We start from the raw sequence: 17,835 nt of genomic DNA, 5'->3' as shown, positions 1-17,835 counted from the left end.
GATTTTATATTTAAACTGCATATTTTATAAGTGGTGTAGCGGTTTCAACAATATTATTACTCCAATAGGTATATACAATGCAAATACTCACTCGATTGACTTTAATTTCCATCATTGCGTTTGGCTTAATGGTTGGCTGTAGCTCCACTTCTGATACTCAGTCAAATAAACAAACCCAGAAAACTGTAAATAACGACAAAATAAAAACGAACAAGCAAAACAAGAAGTCGATTAAGAATTTACTAGCTTATGTCAATCCTGGCTTTGAAAAAGCCATAGATCCTAGAGTATTAATTACCCGTCAAGACAATGAACAAGCCAGTAAAGCTGAGTTCGAAGTAATGAAGGAAGCTGCTAAATCAGGTAAGGGCGGGTTAGCCATTGGCTTACAAAAAGGCGATATGAAATTGCAATATGGCATTTGGCGCCTGCGCGACCAAATCGATGCAAATAAAAATTATCGTTTTGAAATTGATGTAAATTTAATCCAAGGCCATGCCGTCATGTTTAACCAAGTAGGTGGATCAGGCTGGAAACGTGGACCTATTAACAATCAAGATGGTTGGCAAGTGGTGAGTACTGTACTTGAGGGAAAGCACTTAAAAACAGGTAAACCTTTAGCTTTTCATATAGATCGAATTAAGAATAAAGCACCGGGCATGTTATTAGTTGATAATGTGCGCTTGTACGCCATTGATTAAACTTATTTTTGATTAACGTATTTTTAAAGAGTTGGGTTACAGCCAACTAAAATTAGTTGGCTGTTTTGTTTTATTTTTGACTAGTTCCAGTAGCAATATTATTACTTTATAAAGACGCCTTAATCAAAAAAACGTTGGATGCTTTCTGGGTGACTACTTATGTATGCCAAGTGGTGTAAGAGTTATAAAGATTCGCAATCTTCCTTCGACAATTGCCATTTATGCCTAGGTGGGCTATCAGCAAACACATATCCTTTGGCGCGCATCATGGGAATAAATTTGTCTGTTGCATCTACTGTGCCTTGGCGTGTGCCAAAATCATTTTGGCCACTGTCATGAAGCAACACTACTGGGTTAGTTTCATTGGTTTTTGTATATCGTGGTTTATGCAAAATGTTATCAATAATGGTATCTGGATCTTGGGTTTTCCAGTCAATACCGGCCATATCCACATACATGCTATTGTTACCTACCTTACAAAGATAAGCTTTACTCTCGGCAGAAATATTCAAGTAAGGAGCACGAAACAAAATGTCTTCTTGGCCGGTAATGCCTCGAATGATTTTATCGGTACGAGAGTAGGAGTGTTCAATTTCGTCGTAAGTCATTTCAGATGCGCGTCTATGGGCATAACTGTGATTACCAATAGTATGCCCAGAATCAAATGCCCTTTTTACAATCTCTGGGTGTTTCTCAGCATTTTCACCGGTTACAAATATGGTGGCTTTAACGCCATGTTTCTCAAGTACATCTAAAAGGCGAGGTGTGAATTTTGGATCTGGCCCATCATCATAAGTAAGGTATATTTGCTTAGGTGCGGGAGTTTGACTACAGGCACTAATAATAAAAGTTAGTAGTATTACAAGAAGCTTTGGGATTTTTGATTGAATACATTTGTTCATTATCTAACCTTAAATAGTCTGAACTGCCATTATTATTATGAGAGTAGGTTACAAAAAAGCCAACTATTCCATACACCCAACTTAGATACTAACAAATTTCTGATCATGATTCTGTTTAAATTACACATAATTTATTGTGAGCAACCACCTCTCTCTGGTATTATTTAGAGATATTTATATTCTTAGTGATTTCAAATTTATCTGATAGTTGGATAAACAGCCCAATCAAATCGCACAATAGTTAGGTAATTGTATTTTATGAGTAAAGTACCAGTGAGTTATTTAGTAGTAGATTGGGGCAGTACAAATTTTCGGGCTTTTGCCATGGATAGAGCCGATCAACTGCTGGATAGCAAAGAAGCACCAATCGGTTTATTACAAATTAAAGATGGCAATTTTGCCCAAACCTTACAAGACCTATTGGCCGCTTGGTTAACTGAGTATCAGCACTTACCTATTTTTATGGCCGGTATGATTGGCTCGTTAAAAGGTTGGGTAAATGTGGATTATGCTGCTACCCCAACTAGTACTAGCGCTTTGGTGAAAAAAGCCCATAGCTTTGCTCTACCTTGGGGGCCAAAAGCAACCATTTTACCTGGCGTGTGTCACAACTATGAAGCTGATAATTATGATGTGATGCGCGGCGAAGAGGTGCAGATTTTCGGTTTAGCTAAATTAGTGAAAACCAACAAATTTAATGCAATCTTGCCTGGAACCCATAGCAAACATGCGACTTATGTAGATGGGCAGATCACTGCTTTTGCCAGCTTTTTAACCGGTGAGTTTTATTCGGTGTTATCCAATCACTCATTATTGGGTAAAGCGTTACCAGAAAACCCACCTCAAGATGATCAAGCTTTTCTAAAAGGCGTGCTTGATGGCCAAACAGGCCAATTAACGAATAGAATATTTTTAGCTTGGACTAATAGGTTATTTAAAAACTTAACCGAAGCACAAATCCCCGATTATTTATCAGGTTTATTAATTGGCCATGAGTTAAAAGCCTTAACAAGCAAGCAAGTCTATTTAGTCGGTGGCTCAAGTTTATGTGCTCGGTACGCATTAGCTTGTAAAGAACTACAAATACAAAGTGAAACCGTCAGCGGCAACCAGTGTTTCTTAGCGGGAATTATCGATCTTGTCTCGGAACTAAAATTACAGAACTAAAATAATTCGGAATTAATATGACACAGAAGTTTGATTTAACTGGGCGATTGCCTCTTATCGCCATTATCCGTGGTGTGACACCAGACAAAGTATTAGGCGTTGCCAAAATTTTAGTTGAAGAAGGGTTTTCGTTAATCGAAGTCCCTTTGAACAGTCCTGATGCATTAACCAGTATTAAAATGTTAGTTGATGAATACGGTAAAAATAACTTAATCGGTGCTGGTACGGTAACGACTGCAGAACAAGCAGAGCAGGTGATTGCAACCGGTGCAAACCTAATGGTGACACCAAACTGTAATACCGAAGTGATCAAAATGTCGGTAGCCGCGGGGTGTGCCACATTCCCAGGTATAGTCACACCAACAGAGGCCTTTGCTGCGTTAGCAGCAGGCGCAACAGGTATTAAATTATTTCCTATTTCTATGCTTGGATTAGACGGCTACAAAGCGCTTAATTCAGTTTTACCTAAAGGCACCTTATGTTACCCAGTGGGCGGGATTGAACCTAGGGTTGATAGCATGAAACCTTACATAGAAATAGGCGCCGCCGGATTCGGCTTAGGTTCGGCATTATACAAACCAGGCATGAGTCATGAGCAAATTCGCCAAAATGCCAAAGATTATGTCAACTCTTACCAGGCGTGTTTAGCGGGCAATTAATGAATGTAGCAAGGGGCAATCTTGTTTGTTAGATAAATTGAGCGGCTTATTTGACAAGCACCTCATGAAGCTTTTTAGCGTCACTATAGGCCTTTAACAAATAGGCCACTCACGTTTTGGCATTGATGGTTGATTTTTCACCTCTCCTTGATTTGATATCAAAATGTGATATCTTTTCTGTATGAATTCAAAACAAAAACGTACTTTGATCAGCATATTCAAAGATCCAGTGTCGTCCTCTCTGGTATGGAAAGATATTGAATCTCTTTTTATATCTTTAGAGGTAGATGTAATTGAAGGAAATGGTTCGAGGGTGAGATTCTATAAAGATGGAGTGATTAGCAGCTTTCACAGGCCACACCCGAAAAAAGAAGCCAAACCATATCAAGTCAAAGACGCCAGAAACTTTCTCAAACAGCTAGGAGTAGAGCCATGAGTAATTCATTGATATATAAGAGTTATGCAGCTCGTATTGAATTTAGTTCAGATGATGAATGTTTTATCGGGCATATCGCTGGAATAAAAGATGTGATCGGTTTTCATGGAGAAACCGTTTCTGAGTTAAAAGCTGCATTTGAAGAAGCCGTGGAAGATTATCTAGAAACATGTAAAGCCGTAGGTAAAACTCCCCAAAAACCTTACTCAGGAAAATTAATGTTACGAATTCGCCCCGAAATTCACGCCGCTGTTGCAACAGCTGCCGAATTAAGCGGTAAAAGCATTAATCAGTGGGCATCTGAAGCACTCAATAGAGAAGCCAGTTTGTAATAACTTTCACAAGTGAGTTGAAAAGTTAGATGCATTTGAAACACAGAGTGCACAGAGAAAAAAGTGCATAGAAAGTAGGTTAAAATTGCTTTGTTAGGGCGTATTACTTATACTTGTACTGAAATCCAGTACATTTGGAGTGAGATATGGATACGGTAAGCGTAAACCAGTTTAGAGAAAAGCTAAAAACGTTTGTAGAACAAGTGGTTACTAGCCACGTCCCTATAAAGGTGACTCGTAGGGCGGGAGAAGCCTTTGTGGTAATGAGTGCCGATGACTGGGAAAGAGAGCAAGAAACTCTGTACGTGCTACAAAATAGTAGCCTACTAAAACAGATTTCTGAATCGGTAGAAACACACAACAAGGAAACCGGTTATACCCCAACTAGTGAAGAGTTAAATGAGATCACTGGTATTTGAAGGTAGAACTTGGGAAGTATACGAAGCGCTACGAGAGAAGGACAGAAAGTTACACAAAGCGCTTTGTAAATTATTGAAAGAAATGCTGAGAGGCGATCCTAGTAAAGGAATGGGGAAGCCCGAACAATTGCGGCATAACCTTACTGGCTTTTGGTCAAAGCGTATCTCTCAAAGAGATCGATTAATTTATAAATTTGATGATAAATCGATTTATATTTTTGCTATTGGTGGACATTACGAAGATCATTGATACAAGGGAGCCCTAACGCTTTGCCAAGGGGCAAATGCGAACGTTGTTGGGCGGAGCCCAGTGAGTATTTGTCCCAGCCGCGCTTTTTTGCGGCGAACTTAGGCAACTTGTTATGTGTCTATTGCTTTCCAATGCTAACCCTATGTTTTTTAATATTTTCGGCAACGACCTGAGGTATTTTACAATGCCCAGAAAAATCAACTGACTCCTCTGTCGGCAGGATATTTTCTAATGATTTTTTACACTGGTATATAGGAGATAATGACTCTTTAATGAGGGGATGCTCACCGTAAAGATCAAGAATTAGTTGAATTTTATCAAGCGAGTCAGTCCCAGAGTTAAAAAGTGTCCCGGTATATTTCAAATTAAAGCCTTCAAGTGCAATCTCAGACTCAATCACTCGAACTGAAACATACCTTTTGTCACCCGTATACCTGCCATCAGCCGAGAAAATCATAACAGTTGGCTCTTCTTCTTGCTGTTGAGCAAACCCCGTAATTAGGAATGTACTAGAAATAAAAGCTAATATTATTTTTAATTTACGCAAGTTCATATTAAGACACATAACATCTTAGTGTGCGACATAACGTCGTGTTTAAACACCCCATTATGTCGTACATAATTCAGGCCATATTTTTACACGACCTATACATACCTCTTTTATAACTGTTTTTTGTTTATCAAGCAAAAGGTAGATGGAGAAATACCCCAAAATGTCCACGATCTGCTCTTATTGGACAAATTCAATATTAGTGTGTTTATTTACAGTATTAGTAAGTAGGTGGCGCAGCCATGCTTTTGATTTTATCGCGTCTCCAAGTTTGCCGAGCAACGCAGTCAAATAAAGGATAAATGACAGGGATGTCATTTAAGCAATGCCTGTCTGGAACAGATTATTGCGACCTTTATTTGGCAAGTAGCGCAGGTATAAGAACTTGGTTATAGCGCGGCTTTTCTTGTTTACTTCTTTTAGCTGTTGACCAATATTTACAGGATAAATATGGAACAGCTTTAGCTGGCCTGCAGTGTGAAATATAGGGATGTATTTCATAAAAGAAGTTGATTGGACGAAATGGATTTCGTTTGAAAAAAGGCATGGATGCCAAATGCGAAGCATAAGGTGAACGAAGTGAATAATCTCAGTACGCGTAGCGTATGCCCTACGGCGTAGCCGTAAAACTCTCAGTTCACGAAGTGAATAATCCCAGTGTGAGCAGCACATACTCAACTTTTGCAATCAAAAACCCAAACTACGTAATTCTACGTAGTGCCTTGCGTGCTTTTGCGAATACTCCCCCTTGCCTTAAATCGACATACTAATCCCAGCTGCAATTAGGTCAGCAATGTGAGTTTTTAAGCAGAATGACAAGAGTTATCCGAGAAGATAACCATATAAATCAAATACTTTTGAAATAAATTTAACTACTAGGATCTGAAAGAATGAACAAGATGACAAAATTAACACCTATAGCAGCTACTTTAGCACTTGCTCTAGTCACTTCTACTGCTCAAGCAGATGACAAACTAACTGTTGGCGGCTTTATAGATATGTCTTACGTGTCAACAGACTATGATGGTGCGAGTTCAGAAAGTGTATCTGGTGTTGACCAAGTAGAATTTAATATTGGCTACGATTTCGGTAACAAATTAACAGCCACTGTAGATGTTGAATACAAAAACTCTACTGACGGTGCCAATGTTGAGCAAGCTTATCTTAGCTACGCAGTTTCTGACAATTTAAGCATTAAAGCAGGTCGCTTTTTAAGTTACTCAGGTTGGGAAACTGAAGAGCCTACAGGCTTGTTCCAATACTCAGGTACTGGTTATGCTAAATATTTCTATGGTTATTACCAGCAAGGTGTATCAGCACTTTATAGCGGCGAAAAATTTGCAGTTGCCGTTTCTGTTGTAAATGATTTAGCGGGCCCTCAATCAACTGATACAGAGCATCCTGGTATTGAAACTATGGTTGCTTTTATGCCAACTGAAAACTTTACGGTTAAAGGTTTTTACTCAGTAGACGGTGACACCACTATGTTAAACACATGGGCGGCTTACTCAGTAGATAGCTTAACTTTAGCAGCTGAGTATAACTCTTCTGAAGACACAGCCGGTGCTGGAAGTGAAGCAGACGGTTATTTGTTAATGGCTAACTACGGTTTTGAAAGTGGTCTAGCGCTAACTGTTCGTTACCATGCATTTGAAGTAGAAGACTCAGTTGGTACTTTACTTGAAGATGCAAGCGCCATCACTATTTCTCCAAGTTATGCGATTAACGATAACCTATTAATTGTGACTGAGTACCGTATGAATTCTGATGAAATATTCGGCGATTCAGACATGATCGCTGTTGAAGCATTGGTTACTTTCTAGAGCTGGACTTTCTAATACGACATTTCTAAATAACGCTTTCAAAATTTGGAGGGGAATTTCCCCTTCTTTAAATCAAAATAAATAGGATTTAATCATGAAATTTAAAAAACTGATTGTTGCTAGCTCAATTATTGCTAGCAGCATGGTAGCGCAAATGGCTATCGCCGCTGACACCATCAAAGTAGGTGTTTTACATTCTTTATCAGGCACTATGGCTATCAGTGAAACGACACTGAAAGACACTGTTCTAATGATGATCGAAGAACAAAATGCTAAAGGTGGACTACTAGGCAAAAAACTAGAGCCTGTAGTAGTTGACCCTGCGTCTAACTGGCCTTTATTTGCTGAAAAAACACGTGAATTATTAGCTAAAGAAAAAGTAGACGTTATTTTTGGTTGCTGGACTTCAGTATCTCGTAAATCTGCTTTACCGGTACTTGAAGAATTAAACGGTTTATTGTTTTACCCAGTACAGTATGAAGGTGAAGAATCATCTAAAAATGTTTTCTACACAGGCGCTGCGCCTAACCAACAAGCTATTCCTGCTGTTGACTATTTAATGAATGATATCGGTGCCACTCGTTGGGTTCTAGCGGGGACTGATTATGTTTATCCTCGTACAACTAATAAAATCTTAGAAGCTTATTTAAAAGCTAAAGGTGTTAAAGACGAAGACATCATGATCAACTACACACCTTTCGGTCACTCTGACTGGCAGGGTATTGTGTCTGACATCAAAAAGTTTGGTTCTGCTGGTAAGAAAACAGCTGTTGTTTCAACTGTTAACGGTGATGCAAACATTCCTTTCTATAAAGAATTAGGTAACCAAGGTATTTCTGCTGAAGATATCCCTGTTGTTGCTTTCTCTGTAGGTGAAGAAGAATTATCTGGTTTTGATACTAAACCTCTTGTTGGTCATTTAGCTGCTTGGAACTACTTCCAAAGTGTTGAATCTGACGAAAACGAAGAATTCATCGCTGCTTGGAAAAAATACATTGGCGATGACAAACGTGTAACGAACGACCCTATGGAAGCAACCTATATTGGTTTTAAAATGTGGGCTAAAGCAGTTGAGAAAGTGGGCACAACAGATGTTGACGCTGTTGAGCAAGCACTTATTGGTGTAGCTGTACCTAACCTAACTGGTGGTACTGCAGTGATGAACGCTAACCACCATTTATCTAAGCCTGTACTAATTGGTGAAATCCAAGAAGACGGTCAATTTGAAGTGGTATGGGAAACGTCTGATACAGTAATTGGTGATGCTTGGTCCAACTTTTTACCTAGCTCTAAAAACCTAATCTCTGATTGGACTGCTCCAGTAAGTTGCGGAAACTTTGACGTGAAAACGGCTAAGTGTTCTGGTCAAAACTTCTAAAAACCAATTCTTAGTATAAAAAATTATACCATTTCACCCCGCTTAATGCGGGGTGTTGTTTTTAAATTGAACCAGTTGGTTCAAGAGCTCCAGTAAGTTAAAAACTTAAGTTCCACAGGCAAGTAACACTTTAAATAAACGCAGTTTATTTGCCTGTTCAACTTTAAAACAAAGGTAAAAATGAATGATGCAGTACGGAAAAAGGAAAACCTTATGTTGAGAATAAACGCGTTGAGAATGATTACAATGAGGCTGATCGTATTGAGACTAGCCATAGTGTTATTAAGTGTATTTGTGTGCACTCACACTTATGCCCAAGACAATACAAATCAAACTGACTCAAGCTTGGCATTATCCAATATAGCTAAACAATTACCCAAAGCTAAGTTATCTAAAATGCCTCCTTTGGTGAAACAACTAGGAGCGATTAAAGATCCTAAAAGTCGTTTGATATTAGAGTCTTTACTTGAAGGTGAGTTGTATTATGAACGTTCTGGTTTCGCGATTGTGCGTGCCCAAATGAACGACGATAAAAAATATGTATTAAGTTATTTATTAACTGATGCGCAGCAGCAAACTGTTTCAAAAAGTAAAATTAAAAAAATTAGAACCAATAACCGTTTGCGTGGCCAAATTCGTGATGTGTTGGCCAAGTTAGATCTAACCGATCCAGACTCAAGTGTGCGTATCGAAGCTCTAAAACAGTTAATCGATAAACCTAACGACAGTGCTATTCAAACCATTAAAGAACTGCTTGCTGAAGAAAAAGATGAAGATGTAAATCATCTTATGCAGGTGATTTTACAAGTTCAATTATTAAAAACAGGTGATGATCAACAGAAATTGGCAGCAGTCGAAATATTAAAAACCAGTTTAGAGCCTGCAGTCAAAAACATGCTTACCCAGCAATTGGCAGTATTACCTAAAAAGCCAACCGACCAGCAGCAAATTGTGTTGAAAAAAGCAATTACAGATGCCCTAGATACCATCGAAAGTAAGCGCCAGTTTTATGGCGTGGTTGAAAACATTTTCTTTGGGTTAAGTTTAGGCTCTGTGTTGTTGTTAGCTGCAATTGGCTTAGCCATTACCTTTGGTGTAATGGGCGTGATTAACATGGCTCACGGTGAGATGATCATGTTGGGTGCCTACACCACTTACGTAGTGCAGCTGATTTGGCCTCACTTAATTGAATACTCTCTGTTTATCGCTATTCCGTTAGCGTTTTTGGTCTCTGGTTCAGTAGGGATTATTATTGAACGTTGTGTCATTCGATTCTTGAAAGGTCGCCCTTTAGAAACTTTGTTAGCTACCTTTGGTATAAGTTTGATTTTGCAACAGCTAGTGAGAACTGTGTTTTCACCATTAAACCGCCAAGTAGCAGCACCAGAGTGGATGAGTGGGTCGTTACAAATTAACCCTGTGTTTTCGCTTACCTATAACCGTTTATATATCATCATATTTTCGTTAATGGTGTTCTTTGCACTATTAACTTTCTTCAAAAAATCATCTTTAGGTTTACATGTTCGCGCAGTATCGCAAAATCGCGAAATGGCTCGTGCTTTGAGTATTAAAAGTGATTGGGTAGACGCCATTACCTTTGGTTTAGGCTCAGGTATTGCTGGGGTAGCTGGTGTGGTATTAAGCCAGTTAACTAACGTTGGTCCTAACTTAGGTCAGGCTTACATTATCGATTCATTCTTAGTAGTGGTATTTGGTGGAGTAGGTAACTTATGGGGCACCTTAGTAGCGGCTATGTCTCTGGGTTCAATCAACAAGTTCTTAGAGCCTATTACTGGGTCAGTATTAGCCAACATTATTGTGTTAGTCGGCTTAGTGTTATTTATTCAAAAACGTCCTAAAGGACTGTTTCCTCAAAAAGGGAGGTCTGCAGACTAATGACTTCATCTATATCTACTAACTCTTCTACGAAAGAGACGTCTACTGGCTTGATGGCAAAATTATCTGGTCTGAGAAATTTACATGTTGTGATAGGCATTTTGTTGTTAGCCACCTTTTATGTGAGCGTATGTAACCTAGCGTTTGCAGAAGGTTCTGCGCTACATGTAAGTGACTACACAGTGAGTTTGTTTGGTAAATATTTGTGTTACGCCTTATTAGCCTTAGCGGTTGATTTGGTGTGGGGATATTGCGGCATATTAAGTTTAGGCCATGGTGCGTTTTTCACCTTAGGTGGATACGCTATGGGTATGTACTTAATGCGTCAAATTGGTGACCGTGGTGTATACGGTAACCCTGACTTACCCGATTTTATGGTGTTCTTAAACTGGACCGAAATGCCTTGGTATTGGGCGGGCTCTGACAGCGTGTTGTGGATGGTAGCCATGGTGTTTATTGGCCCAGGAATACTAGCTTATGTATTTGGCATGTTGGCGTTTCGCTCTCGTGTAAGTGGGGTGTATTTGTCTATCATGACGCAAGCTGTGACCTATGCATTAATGCTGGCCTTCTTCCGCAACGAAATGGGCTTTGGCGGCAACAATGGCTTAACCGATTTTAAAGAAATAATGGGTTTCTCATTACAATCACCTAGCACTAAATTAGGTTTGTTTATTATTACTGCACTGGTTTTAGCAGTGGCATATGTGGTGTGCCATTACATAGTAAATTCTAAAATGGGTAGGGTAGTCACCGCTATTCGTGACGCTGAAAACCGCGTACGTTTTGTCGGTTACAAACCAGAAGACTACAAAGTATGGATTTATGTAGTATCGGCCATGATAGCTGGTTTAGCTGGGGCTTTATATGTGCCACAAGTGGGTATTATTAACCCAGGTGAGTTCTCACCCCTTAACTCAATTGAAATGGTTATTTGGGTAGCAGTAGGCGGACGTAATTCTTTATACGGTGCTTTAATTGGCGCGATAGTGGTGAGTTATGCCAAAACCCGTTTTACCGCAATCATGCCAGAAGCATGGTTATTCGCTTTAGGCGGTTTATTTGTATTAGTGACTTTGTTATTGCCAAAAGGCATCGCAGGTATGTTGCCGGGTATAATGGATAAACTTAAAGGTAAAAACGCGCCCGAAGAGGAGGCTACTGCCTCAGAGCCTTCAGCAACAGATAACTCAGCTACAGAGAATAAAGGGTCGGAGGTGAAATCATGATAGTCGATAAAACAGGTACGCCGATTACCGAAACCGAAAATATTCAGCCCGATACGCGCCATGGTGTGATCTTATATGTTGAAGATGTAAGCGTTAGTTTTGACGGATTCAAAGCTTTAAACGACATGAACCTATACATCAACGACGGAGAACTACGTTGTTTGATAGGCGCAAATGGCGCAGGTAAAACCACCTTAATGGATGTGATCACCGGTAAAACTCGGCCAGACACAGGTAAAGTCAGTTTTGGTCAACAAGTAGATTTATTACAACTAGACGAAGCTGAAATTGCTAACGCGGGAATTGGCCGTAAATTTCAAAAACCAACTGTATTTGAACAACTTTCAGTATTTGAAAATATAGAGTTGAGTTTAAAAGGCAATAAAGGCATTTGGGCATCTTTGTTCCACAAATTAAACGGTGAACAAAACGATAGAATTGCTGAAATTTTACATACTATTAATTTAATCCAAGAGCGTAACTACCCAGCAGGGCGTTTGTCTCACGGTCAAAAGCAATGGTTAGAAATTGGTATGTTATTAGCTGCTAAACCTAGAGTATTGTTAGTAGATGAGCCAGTAGCAGGTATGACTGGTCAAGAAACTGAGCGTACCGCTGAGTTACTTACCTCTCTTGCTGGAGAGCATTCAGTGGTAGTGGTTGAACACGATATGGCGTTTGTGCGTTCGATAGCGCGTACCGTCACGGTATTGCATCAAGGCTCGGTATTAGCAGAAGGTACTATGTCAGAAATCCAATCTAATCCAGAAGTGATCCAAGTGTACTTGGGTGAGGAGCAAGGTTAATGATCGAACTTAAATCAGTTGACCAAAGATACGGCGGCACGCAAATCCTTTGGGACTTAAATCTGAATATCAAAAAGGGCTCACGTACTTGTATTATGGGCCGTAACGGCGTGGGGAAAACCACTTTGTTAAAAGTCATCATGGGCATGTTACCCATTAGTGGCGGTAGTTTAACTATTAATAACAAAGACGCAGCCAAGGCCAGCGTTGAAGCCCGTCCAGAAATGGGCATAGGTTATGTACCACAGGGACGACATATATTCCCTCAGCTTACCGTAGAAGAAAACTTAAAAGTTAGCCTTAACTGCAAACGTCAAACCAGTAAAACCATTCCTGAACACGTATATGAACTATTTCCAGTTCTTAAAGAAATGTTGCATAGGCGTGGCGGAGATTTATCTGGTGGACAGCAGCAGCAATTGGCCATTGGCCGAGCTTTGGTGCTTAATCCTGAAGTGTTAATTTTGGATGAGCCTAACGAAGGTATTCAGCCGAACATAGTGCAATTAATTCGTGATGTGTTACTAAAATTGAATAAAGAGCAGGGCATGACCATTATTTTGGTTGAGCAAAAACTACCTTTTGCTCGTGCTATTGGCGAAGAATTTATATTAATGGAAAAAGGCCATGTTATGTCGTCGGGTCCCATGGCACAATTAACCGATGAATTAGTTGGCCAATACTTAGCGGTATAAAAAGGTTTTGGCGATTGAGTAACCTTTGTCAATGGTGTGCAGTGGAACAAATATTAGTGATGAGCTTTTAGTTTAATGAATATTACAAAAGCTAAAAAACGAGAATGGTTAGCCCAGTTGGGTCTAACTTTTAGCCATTCTGCTTACGGCACTCAACTAGCCCGCACTAAACGTGTTGGCCCGCTTAGTATTCAAAAAGCGTTTTATCCTGAAGGTCGAGACTGTGCACATATTTATTTGTTGCACCCGCCTGCGGGTATAGTGTCGGGTGATATTTTGCAAGTTGATATTAGCCTTGAACCCAAAGCTCATACACTTATCACCACCCCAGGTGCTAATCGTTTTTATCGTGCCCGTGACAATGCCGAAATTGGTTTGCCTGAGCAAAAACAGTTAACCCAAGTCGATTTAGCCTCTCAAGCTAAGTGTGAAAACTTCCCATTAGAAACCATAGTGTACCAAGGTGCCCATGGCATTAATCACGTACTGGTTAACCTAAAATCAGACAGCGTGTATTTAGGCTGGGATATTAGTTGTTTGGGTTTGCCTAGTTCTAATCAGCCCTTTAGCCAAGGAAAGTTTAGTCAACTGAATCAAGTGTATTGTGATGACAAATTAATTTATCACGATCGAATTGTTATTAAACCCAATATTGCTAACCCAAACAATCAAGTGCAACAACACATTGCGGGCTTGGCAGACAAAACTGTGTTTGCTACCTTTTTGGCTTATGCACCTAGCGAACAAGTGAGTCAAATTCAGCAAACAGAAGTCATCGAGCAGCTTAGAGAAACAATCGAGAAAGCCTCAATGCAAGAGTTAGTTAGCGTTACTCATATTAACCAGTTATTGATTATTCGTTATTTAGGGTTACATGCTGAGCAGTGCAAAAAAATATTTATATTATTGTGGCAACAATTAAGACCACTATACGTAGAAAAACAAGGTGTTGTGCCACGTATATGGCACACTTAATTATGTTGTTTAAATATTCAACCGAGTATTAGTACTATGGATTTATTACCAAGAGAAAAAGACAAATTACTGTTATTTACAGCTGCATTGTTAGCAGAGCGCCGTTTAAAGCGCGGGGTGAAACTTAATTACCCAGAAGCCATGGCTTATATTTCTATGGAAATCATGGAAGGGGCTCGAGACGGAAAAACAGTCGCTGAGATGATGGACTACGGACGAACTTTGCTTACCCGTGACCAAGTGATGCAAGGTGTGCCTGAGCTTGTGGCTGAAGTACAAGTTGAAGCCACATTTCCTGATGGCACTAAACTCGTCACTGTACATAACCCAATCGTTTAAGCTTGATAGTTTAGAACAAGGCTTTTAAGGCTAGTCGTTTAAGGAGAGATCATGATGATCCCTGGTGAAATTAAAACAGAACATGGGCAGCGCCAAATGAATGTTGGGCGCGAAACCATCAAAGTCACAGTAGCCAATAGCGGCGACAGACCTATTCAAGTTGGCTCTCATTATCATTTTTATGAAGTCAACGGTGCGTTAACTTTTGATCGCGAAGTGTGTAAAGGTTTTCGTTTAGATATTACCTCTGGCACTGCGGTACGTTTTGAGCCTGGTCAAGAAAGAGAAGTTACACTAGTGGCTTATGCAGGTAAACGCAGAGTGTTTGGTTTTCGTGGTGATGTTCAGGGAGATTTATAAAAATGGCAACTATTGATACACATGCTTATGCGCACATGTTTGGCCCTACAGTAGGTGACCGAGTACGTCTTGGTGATACTGATTTATGGCTAGAAGTAGAAAAAGATTTCACTGAATATGGCGAAGAGGTCAAATTTGGTGGCGGAAAAGTCATTCGTGACGGCATGGGCCAAAGCCAAGCATCCTGTTTTGAAACTGTGGATTTGGTGATCACCAATGCCACCATTTTGGATCACTGGGGCATTGTTAAAGCTGATGTTGGCATAAAAGACGGGCGTATTGCCATTATTGGTAAAGCGGGTAACCCAGATATCCAAGACAACATAGACATCGAAGTGGGCCCTGGTACCGAAGTCATCGCAGGCGAAGGACAAATCCTTACCGCTGGTGGCATTGACGCACACATTCATTTTATCTGCCCACAACAAATAGACGAAGCTTTGATGTCGGGTGTGACCACTATGATAGGTGGAGGCACAGGTCCAGCAACGGGTACTAACGCTACTACGTGTACACCTGGGCCTTGGAACATTCATAAAATGTTGCAAGCCACTAACGACTTCCCCATGAATTTTGGTTTTTTAGGCAAAGGTAACGCAAGTTTGCCCCTAGCCATCGAAGAACAAATTGAAGCGGGTGTATGTGGCCTTAAATTACATGAAGACTGGGGCACAACACCAGCGGCTATCGACAATTGTTTATCGGTTGCCGAACGTTATGACGTGCAAGTGGCCATCCATACCGATACCCTAAATGAATCAGGCTTTATGGAAGACACCTTAGCTGCATTTAAAGGTCGTACTATTCATACCTACCACACCGAAGGTGCAGGCGGCGGACATTCGCCAGACATTATTCGAGCTTGTGGCGAAAATAACGTATTGCCGTCTTCAACTAACCCAACACGTCCATATACCATCAATACCATTGATGAACATTTGGATATGTTGATGGTGTGTCATCACCTCGATCCGAGTATTCCTGAAGACGTTGCTTTTGCTGATTCGCGTATTCGTAAAGAAAGTATTGCCGCAGAAGACATCATGCATGACTTAGGCGCTATCAGTATGATTGCCTCTGACTCACAAGCCATGGGAAGGGTTGGCGAAATGGTCACCCGTACTTGGCAAACTGCTCATAAAATGAAGCAACAACGTGGACCGTTAGCACCAGACACCGAACGTAACGATAACTTTAGGTTAAAACGTTATGTGGCCAAATACACCATTAACCCGGCAATTAGCCATGGGATTAGCCATGAAGTGGGCTCGATTGAAGTAGGCAAATTAGCCGATTTGGTTTTATGGAAACCAGCATTTTTTGGCATTAAACCTTCGATGATCATCAAAGGTGGTTTTATTGCTGCAGCCCCTATGGGCGATGCCAATGCGTCTATCCCAACACCACAGCCTGTGTATTATCGCCCAATGTTTGGCTCGTACGGTACGGCTTCTGCGCAAACGTCGTATACCTTTATGTCCCAAGCCTCAATTGATAAAGGTGTGCCTGAAAAAATAGGCATGACCCGTAAATTCGCAGCCTGTAAAAACACCCGTAATATTGGCAAAGACGACATGATCCACAATAGTTGGCAGCCTGAAATCAAAGTAGATGCACAAACTTATGAAGTAACAGCAGACGGCGAATTGCTCACCTGTGAGCCGGCGACTTCACTGCCATTAGCACAACTTTATACCTTGTTTTAATTGTGCTTTGCGCAATGGTAGGTTTATAAGAATTGAATAGTAAGTTAGGAATTAAATAAAACATGCTACAAGCATATGTACGTTTAGATCATACCCATGATCCAATAGATGGATCGATAACCTTAGATCACGACACTCGCAAAAAAGCCCGTATCAAAGGTCAAACCGATCAAGGTTTAGCTATCGGTATTTTTATGGAGCGTGGTCACCCTTTATTGGTGGGGGAAGTGTTAAAAACAGAATGTGGAAAACTGATTGAAGTGAAAGGTCAGGCTGAGCCGGTGAATACAGCTACTGCCACTGATTGGTTAACCTTCAGCAAGGTCTGTTATCACTTAGGTAATCGCCACACTGTGTTGCAAGTTGGTGAATTATGGGTGCGTTTTAAACCTGATCACGTATTAGCTGAATTAACCGAAAACTACGGTCTGGTAGTGGACGATGCCCCCGCGATTTTTGAGCCAGAAAATGGGGCTTATGGCAAAGGCGGACACTCTCATGGACATAGCCATGGCCATTCCCACTAATTCTAATCAGGCACTTAAACTAAATCGCTTATTGCAGTTGTGCAGCGCTAACTTGCCTGTGGGTGGGTTTTCTTTTTCACAAGGTTTAGAATATGCGGTTGAAAATGATTGGATTAATGATGTAGCTAGTACCCATAGTTGGATAGAACTGAATTTATCTGTGGCATTGGCACAAACAGATTTAGCTATTATCAAACGTTTATACAGCGCCTTGATTGAAGGGGATGATAAACAATTCTGTTATTGGAATGACTTACTCCTAGCTAGTCGCGAAAGTTACGAATTACATATGGCTGATGTGGCTATGGGTAAAGCTTTGGTGCGACTATTAAATCAGTTAGACAGTCTACAAGCCGATAAACAGCAGGGGTTGTTACAAAATTCAGAACTCAGTTTTGTTAGTGCGTTTACTATTGCGGCCTATACATTTGGCTTAGATTTACTGGCGGCCCAAAGTGGTTTTTGTTGGACTTATATCGATAACCAAGTCGCTGCGGCCACTAAAATTGTGCCTTTAGGTCAAACTCAAGCCCAAAACTTGCTGTTTGAATTGTCTGAAAAAGTAGAGTCGGTGGTGAATGAAGCAAATTCAGTTGCAGATGACGAAGTTGGAGCCAGTTTGCCTCATTTAGCTATGGCAAGTGCTTGGCACGAAAACCAGTATACCCGGTTATTTCGCTCATAA

At 40.4% G+C, this 17,835-nt stretch carries 21 protein-coding genes; 19 read left to right on the top strand and 2 right to left on the bottom strand.

Annotation, left to right across the window (positions count from 1 at the left end; translation table 11 throughout):
- The first annotated feature begins 77 nt into the window (after nucleotides 1–77).
- Nucleotides 78–701: a hypothetical protein gene (locus L0668_RS07545; protein WP_235311482.1), complete on the top strand. Its 624-nt coding sequence runs from the start codon at nucleotides 78–80 to the stop codon at nucleotides 699–701.
- Nucleotides 702–883: 182 nt separating this feature from the next.
- Here L0668_RS07545 and L0668_RS07540 read toward each other — a convergent pair whose 3' ends face one another.
- The gene (locus L0668_RS07540) at nucleotides 884–1,603 is read right to left on the bottom strand and encodes a polysaccharide deacetylase family protein (RefSeq protein ID WP_235311480.1); all 720 of its coding nucleotides are present in this window, start codon (nucleotides 1,601–1,603) and stop codon (nucleotides 884–886) included.
- A 258-nt stretch (nucleotides 1,604–1,861) separates the two neighbouring features.
- On the opposite strand from L0668_RS07540, the gene L0668_RS07535 reads away from it, so the two are divergent.
- From L0668_RS07535 to L0668_RS07510, 6 genes are all read left to right on the top strand, one after another.
- Complete coding sequence (locus L0668_RS07535) at nucleotides 1,862–2,770, top strand: 2-dehydro-3-deoxygalactonokinase (protein ID WP_235311479.1); 909 nt, start codon at nucleotides 1,862–1,864, stop codon at nucleotides 2,768–2,770.
- 17 nt (nucleotides 2,771–2,787) lie between these two features.
- Complete coding sequence (locus tag L0668_RS07530) at nucleotides 2,788–3,429, top strand: 2-dehydro-3-deoxy-6-phosphogalactonate aldolase (protein ID WP_235311478.1); 642 nt, start codon at nucleotides 2,788–2,790, stop codon at nucleotides 3,427–3,429.
- Nucleotides 3,430–3,610: 181 nt separating this feature from the next.
- Nucleotides 3,611–3,865: a type II toxin-antitoxin system HicA family toxin gene (locus L0668_RS07525; RefSeq protein ID WP_235311477.1), complete on the top strand. Its 255-nt coding sequence runs from the start codon at nucleotides 3,611–3,613 to the stop codon at nucleotides 3,863–3,865.
- Nucleotides 3,862–4,197 (top strand): type II toxin-antitoxin system HicB family antitoxin, encoded by a 336-nt coding sequence (locus L0668_RS07520; protein WP_235311476.1) that lies wholly within the window; start codon nucleotides 3,862–3,864, stop codon nucleotides 4,195–4,197. Before L0668_RS07525 ends, L0668_RS07520 begins: the two co-directional genes overlap by 4 nt.
- A 146-nt stretch (nucleotides 4,198–4,343) precedes the next feature.
- Nucleotides 4,344–4,616: a type II toxin-antitoxin system Phd/YefM family antitoxin gene (locus L0668_RS07515; RefSeq protein ID WP_235311474.1), complete on the top strand. Its 273-nt coding sequence runs from the start codon at nucleotides 4,344–4,346 to the stop codon at nucleotides 4,614–4,616.
- Nucleotides 4,597–4,866 (top strand): Txe/YoeB family addiction module toxin, encoded by a 270-nt coding sequence (locus L0668_RS07510; RefSeq protein ID WP_235311473.1) that lies wholly within the window; start codon nucleotides 4,597–4,599, stop codon nucleotides 4,864–4,866. Before L0668_RS07515 ends, L0668_RS07510 begins: the two co-directional genes overlap by 20 nt.
- A 118-nt stretch (nucleotides 4,867–4,984) precedes the next feature.
- Here L0668_RS07510 and L0668_RS07505 read toward each other — a convergent pair whose 3' ends face one another.
- On the bottom strand, nucleotides 4,985–5,419 hold the full coding sequence (locus L0668_RS07505) for a hypothetical protein (protein ID WP_235311472.1): 435 nt from the start codon (nucleotides 5,417–5,419) through the stop codon (nucleotides 4,985–4,987).
- An 887-nt stretch (nucleotides 5,420–6,306) separates the two neighbouring features.
- Here L0668_RS07505 and L0668_RS07500 point away from each other — a divergent pair.
- The 12 genes from L0668_RS07500 (at nucleotide 6,307) to L0668_RS07445 (ending at nucleotide 17,835) form a co-directional block, all read left to right on the top strand.
- Nucleotides 6,307–7,239 carry a porin gene (locus L0668_RS07500; RefSeq protein WP_235311471.1) on the top strand — a complete coding sequence of 311 codons (933 nt, stop codon included), beginning with the start codon at nucleotides 6,307–6,309 and terminating at the stop codon, nucleotides 7,237–7,239.
- A 94-nt stretch (nucleotides 7,240–7,333) separates the two neighbouring features.
- Nucleotides 7,334–8,617, top strand: coding sequence for an urea ABC transporter substrate-binding protein (gene urtA / locus L0668_RS07495; protein WP_235311470.1), 1,284 nt, complete (start codon nucleotides 7,334–7,336; stop codon nucleotides 8,615–8,617).
- Nucleotides 8,618–8,830: 213 nt separating this feature from the next.
- On the top strand, nucleotides 8,831–10,513 hold the full coding sequence (gene urtB / locus L0668_RS07490; protein ID WP_370659887.1) for an urea ABC transporter permease subunit UrtB: 1,683 nt from the start codon (nucleotides 8,831–8,833) through the stop codon (nucleotides 10,511–10,513).
- A gap of 53 nt (nucleotides 10,514–10,566) precedes the next feature.
- Nucleotides 10,567–11,742: an urea ABC transporter permease subunit UrtC gene (urtC, locus tag L0668_RS07485; protein ID WP_235311706.1), complete on the top strand. Its 1,176-nt coding sequence runs from the start codon at nucleotides 10,567–10,569 to the stop codon at nucleotides 11,740–11,742.
- Nucleotides 11,739–12,548, top strand: coding sequence for an urea ABC transporter ATP-binding protein UrtD (gene urtD, locus L0668_RS07480; protein WP_235311469.1), 810 nt, complete (start codon nucleotides 11,739–11,741; stop codon nucleotides 12,546–12,548). The genes urtC and urtD overlap by 4 nt, the downstream gene beginning before the upstream one ends.
- The gene (urtE, locus tag L0668_RS07475; protein ID WP_235311468.1) at nucleotides 12,548–13,243 is read left to right on the top strand and encodes an urea ABC transporter ATP-binding subunit UrtE; all 696 of its coding nucleotides are present in this window, start codon (nucleotides 12,548–12,550) and stop codon (nucleotides 13,241–13,243) included. Before urtD ends, urtE begins: the two co-directional genes overlap by 1 nt.
- Nucleotides 13,244–13,318: 75 nt before the next feature.
- Nucleotides 13,319–14,218, top strand: coding sequence for an urease accessory protein UreD (locus L0668_RS07470; protein ID WP_235311467.1), 900 nt, complete (start codon nucleotides 13,319–13,321; stop codon nucleotides 14,216–14,218).
- Between the two features lie 36 nt (nucleotides 14,219–14,254).
- Nucleotides 14,255–14,557 carry an urease subunit gamma gene (gene ureA / locus L0668_RS07465; protein ID WP_235311466.1) on the top strand — a complete coding sequence of 101 codons (303 nt, stop codon included), beginning with the start codon at nucleotides 14,255–14,257 and terminating at the stop codon, nucleotides 14,555–14,557.
- Nucleotides 14,558–14,611: 54 nt separating this feature from the next.
- Entirely contained in the window at nucleotides 14,612–14,917 is a 306-nt protein-coding gene (locus L0668_RS07460) for an urease subunit beta (RefSeq protein ID WP_235311704.1), read from the top strand.
- Between the two features lie 2 nt (nucleotides 14,918–14,919).
- A complete protein-coding gene (gene ureC, locus L0668_RS07455; RefSeq protein ID WP_235311465.1) occupies nucleotides 14,920–16,623 on the top strand; it encodes an urease subunit alpha in 1,704 nt (567 codons plus the stop codon).
- A 62-nt stretch (nucleotides 16,624–16,685) separates the two neighbouring features.
- Nucleotides 16,686–17,150 carry an urease accessory protein UreE gene (locus tag L0668_RS07450; RefSeq protein WP_235311464.1) on the top strand — a complete coding sequence of 155 codons (465 nt, stop codon included), beginning with the start codon at nucleotides 16,686–16,688 and terminating at the stop codon, nucleotides 17,148–17,150.
- On the top strand, nucleotides 17,122–17,835 hold the full coding sequence (locus L0668_RS07445) for an urease accessory protein UreF (RefSeq protein WP_235311463.1): 714 nt from the start codon (nucleotides 17,122–17,124) through the stop codon (nucleotides 17,833–17,835). Before L0668_RS07450 ends, L0668_RS07445 begins: the two co-directional genes overlap by 29 nt.

It is taken from the genome of Paraglaciecola algarum (assembly GCF_021532655.1).
Lineage (GTDB): Bacteria > Pseudomonadota > Gammaproteobacteria > Enterobacterales > Alteromonadaceae > Paraglaciecola > Paraglaciecola algarum.
The sequence above is the reverse complement of the archived record's forward strand: the minus strand, read 5'-3'. Positions and strand labels throughout refer to the sequence as shown.